Below are 6,305 nucleotides of genomic sequence, written 5' to 3'. Positions count from 1 at the left end.
AAGAGATTTTATAAGGAGACACAATTCTCTTGACAAGTGTCTAAAAAAAGAACAAGTAGTCAAGGAAAAAAACTCTTCTCTTTCAACGCTTGGTGCTTAAACAAAAATGCTCTTTACTTTTGCAACGCTCTTTTTTCCTGTGCTCCGCTTCGCTCCGCACTCCCTGCAGCTCCGTTCCGCTTGCGCTCCACTTCGCTGCAGGTTCAACTTTTCTTTTGAATGCTCCGTGCCTTAAAATTGCTCCGTGCTAAAAACAAAAGCTTTAAACCGCTTAAAGGGAAAAGCAAAAGAGCTTTTTTATTAACTTTTCTACGCTCCAGAAGTTGTTTTATTTTAAAATCAGCTCTCCAGCTAAAAGTTTACTTGACGCCCCGCTTCGCTTTTTTCTCATACACACCCCGCCACTACAAGTGGCAACCAAAAAGGCATACCCTGAATGCCACGGAAAATAAGGGCTGTAAAATGTTATCTAAGATAGCAGTCTTAGATAGAAATAAGCTATCTCTTGCCATATAAGGGCTAACATATCTTAGATAGCTATCTTAGATTTTAAAAAACTGCAGTGGTTAATATAAAAGTAAAAAAATTTTACAGGAGCAAAAAATGGGAACAAAGCAAAAATACTCTCCTGTTTATCTTGAAGATAATTTGCTGATAGAATTCAAAAGAAGAGCCAAAGGCTTAGGGCTCACTTATTCTGATTTTCTGAAAAAGCTCATCGTTTCTTATGAAGAGAAGAAAACTAAAGAGCTTAAAGAAATCGTTTCTTATTTTGACTTGCTTAATCAAAAGCTTAATGAGTTAATCTACTTACACATCAAAGAAAAAGTTCAAAAGCAAGAAGAAAGTAAAGAACAGAAAAAAGAACCTGAAAAAACTTTACCTACCTGTCAGGGCTGTTATTTAATTCTCATTGCTCTTGAAGAGCTTGCTAAAAAGCTCATCGTTCTTGAAAGAGAGAGAGCAGATTTTGACGCTTACATCAAAGAGCTGAGAGAGAAAGCTAAAGCAGAAAGCAGCTACTTGCATGTTTTAAATGCTCTTGAAAAGCTTTCTCAAAAAATCGTAGTGCTTCCAGAAAAGAGAAAAGAAATTGCAGAGTTTATTAAGAAACTTCTGCAGGAGGAAAAACATGCCTGAGGCTTATAAAGAAGCTAAAGCTTACAAAGGCTTTGAGGCATGGTGGCATTCTGTTCAAATGACAGCAAAAATGCATTTAACTATTACTTTTATTATCTTTTTCTCTCAGCTTTTGTTGACTTTGCTTTTACTTTACTTTATGCATGAAGAAATCTTTTCTCTCTTGATTGAGCTTTTATTCTCTTTTCAGTTCAGCCTTTTTTTAAAGGCTTTAAAACTCCTTTTTGGCAGATTCGTAATGTATTACTTGCTCACCACTCCGCTTTGGTTGTTGTATCCTGTCATGCTTGCAAAGTTCAAGCTTAAAGCAAAAAGCATAATGAGAGATGAGTTTTTGAGAGGCTCAAAACTTATCAGTGAAGATGAGCTAAAAAAGTTAGTCATGAATGATGTTAAGAAAGAGTTCAAAAATCTAAAATAAGGAGGGACAGAATGACATTTGAAGAATACTTAGAACAGCGCTTTTTCATCGGCAAAGTGCCTGTTCCCCGCTCAGCTGAGTGCAGGCACTTTTTTGTCGTAGGCCGCTCAGGAACAGGAAAAACAAGGCTTATTTATTCTCTCATTGATAAGATTAGAAAACAGAAAGCAAAAGCTCTGATTTATGATTTTAAGGGTGACTATGTATCATGTTTTTACGATCCTGAAAAAGATTTTATTTTCAATCCTCTTGACACAAGAACCCTGCACTGGAGCCTGCTTTCTGAAATAGAAACGCATGCAGACGTTGATGCAGTAGCAAGCTCACTTATTCCTCTAACTACTAAAGAGGACAAATTCTGGATAGATGGTGCAAGAGACATTTTTGCTTCTATCATTCATTACTTAAAGAGAATGAATCTTGAAACAAATCAAGCGATTTGGGATCATGTCTCTCTGTCTGAGGGAGAAATGCTTTCTCTAATGCAAGCTGCAGTCAACCAGGGCATTGAGGCTGCTAAAAGAGCCCTGGGGTATTTACAGGGGCACGATAAAGGTTCTAAAGTTGCAAGTGACGTTCTTAGCACGATGAGGCAGTATACAAATTGTTTTTACTACACGAGACATTTAGCTTCAAATTTTTCAATTAAAAGTTTTATTGAAAGTGAAGAAAGCTCTTTTCTTTTTCTGGTTGGGTATCCTAAATTGAGAGACACGCTAAAACCTTTACTCTCTTTATTTATTGATACAACGATAAGACATGTTTTATCTTTGCATGAAAATTATAACAGAAGAATTTATTTAGTTATTGATGAGTTCGTAACTCTTCAAAAGCTCTCCTCAATCCTTCAGGGGCTGGAACAGGGGCGCTCAAAAGGGCTTTCTCTTATAATAGCTCTACAAGACTTCAATCAGCTTGAAAGAGTTTACAGAGAAAGTGCTTTTTCAATTCTGAATAACTGCTCTACTATCGTATGCTTTGCTGTGAATGATCCTCGTTCAGCTGAAGTTATGTCAAAAACCTTTGGAGAGACAGAAATTCTTGAAACGGATGAAAGTCTTTCTATGGGCCCTGAGGATTTAAGAGATGGTTTGTCACTGCAGAGAAGAAGAAAAGTAGAAAAGCTTATACTGCCTTCGCAGATTGCTACTTTACAAGATTTGACGGCTTATTTAAAAATGCTTCATTATCCTATTGCTCAGGTTAGAATCCCCTTTTTCTCTTTTCAAGGGAAAAATATTGCTGTTGATTTAAATCCAATTTTTAAGTTTGATCTGGTTAATAATAATACAGAAACAAAAATTGAGTAAAAAATGATTGCGAAAATTAACGAAAAAGGTTTTCTTTTTCTCAAGCTTAGAAGAGGAAATGAAAAAGGGTTTTATCCTGTTTACTGCTCCCTGGGTGCAGGCGGCCTTTTCTGTGGCACATGGTGCAAAGAGTTTAAACTTCTTTCTGAAAATGAAATTAAGCTTTGCTTTACAACTTTAAAAGTAAAAAAACTTTTTAAAGAGGAGGAAAGCGATGAAGTTATCTAAGCTTAGATACTTTGATTTTTTGTTTTATGTATTTTGCATTTTAAAAACTCTTCCTTGGAAATTTTTCTTTAAATCTGAAGAAGAATTCTCTAAAGCTATAAAAGAGCTTTACAGCCCGCATGGAACCCTTTTTCCTGAGACGAAAAAACGCATTCTTTACAGCTTTTTGTTTCTCTGTTTATTGTTTTCTCCTGTTTTGCTTTTAGTTTTGCTCTTAATATTAATTTAAATAAAAAAAACATTAAGGAGGTGCAGCATGGGAAAAGTAAACATTGCTAAAAAAGTAGAAGAGCTTCAGAAGATTCAGGATCTCATCAAAAACGCAAGACGGTTAGTTGAAAAAGAAATAGGGAAAAAGGTTCTTGCTGCCTTTTTGCAGGGAGATGATGAAAGAGAAATTTACAAATTGATTCATCACATTGTCGTTGAAGTTTACGGCTATGACAGACTTTACAGGATGAATCAAGAGAAAGCTCAAAGAATGAGAAAGAAAAAAGACGAAGCTCAAGCTCCTGAAGAAGAGGGGGTAGCTTATGAATAATTTATTCAAAACTTTATTCTTAGTAGCTCCTGGTCTTGCTGTTCTTTTCTTTTTTGTAGTTGTCAAGCAGTCAGAACATCAAGCTTATTTAGAGCGTGAAAGTGCAAGATTTGACAAAGATTTTTCAGAGATGATGAAAAACCCGTATAGTTTGAAAAATGATTACTGGACAGATAGGCAAAAGCAAGCAGCAGAAGAAGAAAAGCAAGCTCAAGCAAAGCTTGAAGAGAGAAGACAGAAAGTAAAAGAGCTTGAATCTCAGCTTGAAAAAGCTTTCAATGAAACTTCAAACTCAACAGACTTAGAAAAAAGAATGAAAGAAGAACTAAAATAAAAAAAAAGAGGGAGCTATGAAAAACAAACTTTTATTTCTGATGCTTCTCTTTTTAAGCTTAACTTTTTCTCAAGCTTTAAGTTTTTCAATCAGAACCAACCCGCCGCTTAATTTAAACGGGTTCACTTGTGAGTGTTCTATTTCAGCCTGCGAATGCTCACAAGGGAGTTTAAAATTTTCAGTAAATCTTGACACTCCCAGAAAAGCTTCATGGAAGAAATTTGCCTCTAAAAGCTTTTTCGGTGATCTCATTTGTGCTGAACCCTGCATAAACTATGTTGGAGAAATTACTTATGTAGAGCTTCCTTTTTTGAAGCTTGAAACTCTTGAAAGTGCAGAAAAAACAGCTTCTCTTTCAGTCAAAAAAACGATGAACTTTTCTCAGAAAGCAGATTATCTTTTAAAAATTTTAAAAGACTTTTTTGGAATTTCTCAGAGTGCTGATTCTGAATTTTCACTTTTAAAAGAAAAAATGCTCTCTACTACAAAAAAACTTGCAGATGAGCAAAGAGTTGACTTAACAACTTATTTCTTTTATGACTTCTTAACAAACGTTTTGCAGTTTTCTCAAGAAGATCTGAGATTATCAGATTTTTTTATTTTAACTAACTTTCTCTCCGATCTTGCAAAGCAGGGAAAGCTTAAAGATTTTTTAAACTATTACTTCTTAGCAAAAGCTTATCCTGAGCTTCCAGTTTTGATTGATCCTTTTTCTTTTGTCTCTATTCCTCCCGAAGAAGTTAAAATTTTTATCAATGAAAGAGTTAAAATCTTAAAAACTTTGTCTGAGCTTGAAAACAAGTCTGCTTTAGAATCAACAAAATTTAAAGATTTTCACAAGCTCAGAGTAGCTAAAATTAAATTTGACAAAGCTCAAATCAAATCTCTTTTAAGCACTCTTGAAAAAGAGCCTCAAAAAATAGAAAAAATCTCAAAAGTTCTTGAAAACGCAAAAAAAGAGACTCAAACTATGAAAGTAAATAAAAGTGAAAAATCATTTTCTTTTGCAAAGTTCTTTGTAGTTTTAGCTTTAATTGCTGTTGCTGCATTTTTGATTATCAAAAAAATAAAGCTGAAAAAGTAGAAACAAAAAAGCCCCTGCAGAGCAGGGGCTTATGCTGATTTCAAAGTTTTCTTTTTCAAATACTTATTAAAGTCAACTACTTTTCTGTCATTAGTTATCTTTTCCTCAAAGCTTTCAAGTGTATTAACAACCCTACGTAATGTCTCAGGGTTGAGATGAGCATATCTCAGCGTGGTTGTGATCTGAGAATGCCCTAAAAGCTCTTTGATTTGCTGAATCGGAACGCCCTTAATGGCAAGCCAGCTTGCAAAAGTATGCCGTAAATCGTGAATTCTAATGCTCTCAGGAAGTCCAGCAGATTTCAAAGCCCTTTTGAACGCCCTCCTGAACTCCGAATCCGAATGCTTAAAGACTCTTTCGTCTTCTTTTGCATTCAGTTTTCTTTTTCTTTCATCAAGCATGTCTATAACACAATCAGACAAAACTATCACCCTTGGGCGGTTGGCTTTTGAATCACGAAGATATGCAACTCCAGCCTCCCACATGATGTCCTTCCACCTAAGATTTAATGCTTCTCCCAGTCTTGCTCCAGTTAAAACGAGAAACTGATACAGATCCCTGTAAGTTTCACTCAAATTTTCAAAAACAGCTTCGTATTCTTCTCTTGTCAAAAAAGTCCACTGCCTGATAGGAACTTCTCTCAGCATTTCAATCTTTCCCTTCAAAGGATGCTCTTTCAGATACCCCCACTTCACCGCCATTGAAAGCATGTGCCTTAAAAGTGCTATGTCCCTGTTAATGCTTGCAGGGGAATAACCCTGTTTCAACTTTTCCGTTTTGTATTTTTCAACAAGTGCTGGGGTTATCTCAGCAAGAGTTTTTTCTCCTAAAAAGGGCTTGAGATACTTTTTCCAGCGCGTAATTCTTTCTCTCACCGTTGATTCTTTTTTATTACTCTTCATCCAGAGAAAATATTTATTCCAGAAAATTTTGACCTTTACAAAGTTTCCTTTTTGAAAGCTGTTATCTCCTAAAAGCTTGCTTAACCCCTCATCAACGCTTTTTAGCTTTTCAGCAATTCTTACAAGCTCTTGCTTCTTTCTTAGCTCAAGTTCAACAGTCTTTGCAAGCTCATACTCACCTGCTCTAAAACTCTTTCTCACTAGCGTCCTTCCAATCATGATTTGAACTTCATAACCTGAAGCTTCAAAACTTCCACATTTTTTGCATGCCTCAGCCTTTTCAGAATTCACGCTTCTGCAGTTTTTGCAGCGCCAGTATAAAGCCATACCTATTTTTTAATTAAC

At 35.5% G+C, this 6,305-nt stretch carries 9 protein-coding genes; 8 read left to right on the top strand and 1 reads right to left on the bottom strand.

Features of this window, described 5'->3' with window-relative positions:
- The first annotated feature begins 603 nt into the window (after positions 1–603).
- The 8 genes from H529_RS0107970 to H529_RS0107935 all read left to right on the top strand — a co-directional run bounded on the left by H529_RS0107970 (position 604) and on the right by H529_RS0107935 (position 5,058).
- The gene (locus H529_RS0107970; protein WP_022855993.1) at positions 604–1,140 is read left to right on the top strand and encodes a hypothetical protein; all 537 of its coding nucleotides are present in this window, start codon (positions 604–606) and stop codon (positions 1,138–1,140) included.
- The gene (locus H529_RS0107965; RefSeq protein WP_022855992.1) at positions 1,133–1,561 is read left to right on the top strand and encodes a hypothetical protein; all 429 of its coding nucleotides are present in this window, start codon (positions 1,133–1,135) and stop codon (positions 1,559–1,561) included. The genes H529_RS0107970 and H529_RS0107965 overlap by 8 nt, the downstream gene beginning before the upstream one ends.
- 11 nt (positions 1,562–1,572) lie before the next feature.
- Complete coding sequence (locus H529_RS0107960; protein WP_022855991.1) at positions 1,573–2,871, top strand: type IV secretion system DNA-binding domain-containing protein; 1,299 nt, start codon at positions 1,573–1,575, stop codon at positions 2,869–2,871.
- 3 nt (positions 2,872–2,874) lie between these two features.
- Positions 2,875–3,099, top strand: coding sequence for a hypothetical protein (locus H529_RS0107955; RefSeq protein ID WP_022855990.1), 225 nt, complete (start codon positions 2,875–2,877; stop codon positions 3,097–3,099).
- The gene (locus H529_RS0107950; protein ID WP_022855989.1) at positions 3,086–3,328 is read left to right on the top strand and encodes a hypothetical protein; all 243 of its coding nucleotides are present in this window, start codon (positions 3,086–3,088) and stop codon (positions 3,326–3,328) included. Before H529_RS0107955 ends, H529_RS0107950 begins: the two co-directional genes overlap by 14 nt.
- 27 nt (positions 3,329–3,355) lie before the next feature.
- On the top strand, positions 3,356–3,640 hold the full coding sequence (locus tag H529_RS0107945; RefSeq protein WP_022855988.1) for a hypothetical protein: 285 nt from the start codon (positions 3,356–3,358) through the stop codon (positions 3,638–3,640).
- The gene (locus H529_RS0107940; protein WP_022855987.1) at positions 3,633–3,974 is read left to right on the top strand and encodes a hypothetical protein; all 342 of its coding nucleotides are present in this window, start codon (positions 3,633–3,635) and stop codon (positions 3,972–3,974) included. The genes H529_RS0107945 and H529_RS0107940 overlap by 8 nt, the downstream gene beginning before the upstream one ends.
- Before the next feature lie 310 nt (positions 3,975–4,284).
- Positions 4,285–5,058 (top strand): hypothetical protein, encoded by a 774-nt coding sequence (locus H529_RS0107935; protein WP_155984472.1) that lies wholly within the window; start codon positions 4,285–4,287, stop codon positions 5,056–5,058.
- 29 nt (positions 5,059–5,087) lie between these two features.
- On the opposite strand, the gene H529_RS0107930 is transcribed toward H529_RS0107935, so the two are convergent.
- Positions 5,088–6,287 carry a tyrosine-type recombinase/integrase gene (locus H529_RS0107930; RefSeq protein WP_022855985.1) on the bottom strand — a complete coding sequence of 400 codons (1,200 nt, stop codon included), beginning with the start codon at positions 6,285–6,287 and terminating at the stop codon, positions 5,088–5,090.
- Positions 6,288–6,305: the final 18 nt, after the last annotated feature.

Origin of the sequence: Thermodesulfobacterium thermophilum DSM 1276, from assembly GCF_000421605.1 — a bacterium.
In the GTDB taxonomy this organism is placed as follows: domain Bacteria; phylum Desulfobacterota; class Thermodesulfobacteria; order Thermodesulfobacteriales; family Thermodesulfobacteriaceae; genus Thermodesulfobacterium; species Thermodesulfobacterium thermophilum.
Note: the sequence above shows the minus strand (reverse complement) of the source record. Positions and strands in the feature narration are given on the sequence as shown.

Excerpts from the sequence above, each read along its gene's own strand:
- H529_RS0107940 (WP_022855987.1), top strand. The coding sequence starts at position 3,633 with ATGAATAATTTATTCAAAACTTTATTCTTAGTAGCTCCTGGTCTTGCT.
- H529_RS0107955 (WP_022855990.1), top strand. The coding sequence starts at position 2,875 with ATGATTGCGAAAATTAACGAAAAAGGTTTTCTTTTTCTCAAGCTTAGA.
- H529_RS0107965 (WP_022855992.1), top strand. The coding sequence starts at position 1,133 with ATGCCTGAGGCTTATAAAGAAGCTAAAGCTTACAAAGGCTTTGAGGCA.
- H529_RS0107930 (WP_022855985.1), bottom strand. The coding sequence starts at position 6,287 with ATGGCTTTATACTGGCGCTGCAAAAACTGCAGAAGCGTGAATTCTGAA.
- H529_RS0107950 (WP_022855989.1), top strand. The coding sequence starts at position 3,086 with ATGAAGTTATCTAAGCTTAGATACTTTGATTTTTTGTTTTATGTATTT.
- H529_RS0107945 (WP_022855988.1), top strand. The coding sequence starts at position 3,356 with ATGGGAAAAGTAAACATTGCTAAAAAAGTAGAAGAGCTTCAGAAGATT.
- H529_RS0107970 (WP_022855993.1), top strand. The coding sequence starts at position 604 with ATGGGAACAAAGCAAAAATACTCTCCTGTTTATCTTGAAGATAATTTG.
- H529_RS0107960 (WP_022855991.1), top strand. The coding sequence starts at position 1,573 with ATGACATTTGAAGAATACTTAGAACAGCGCTTTTTCATCGGCAAAGTG.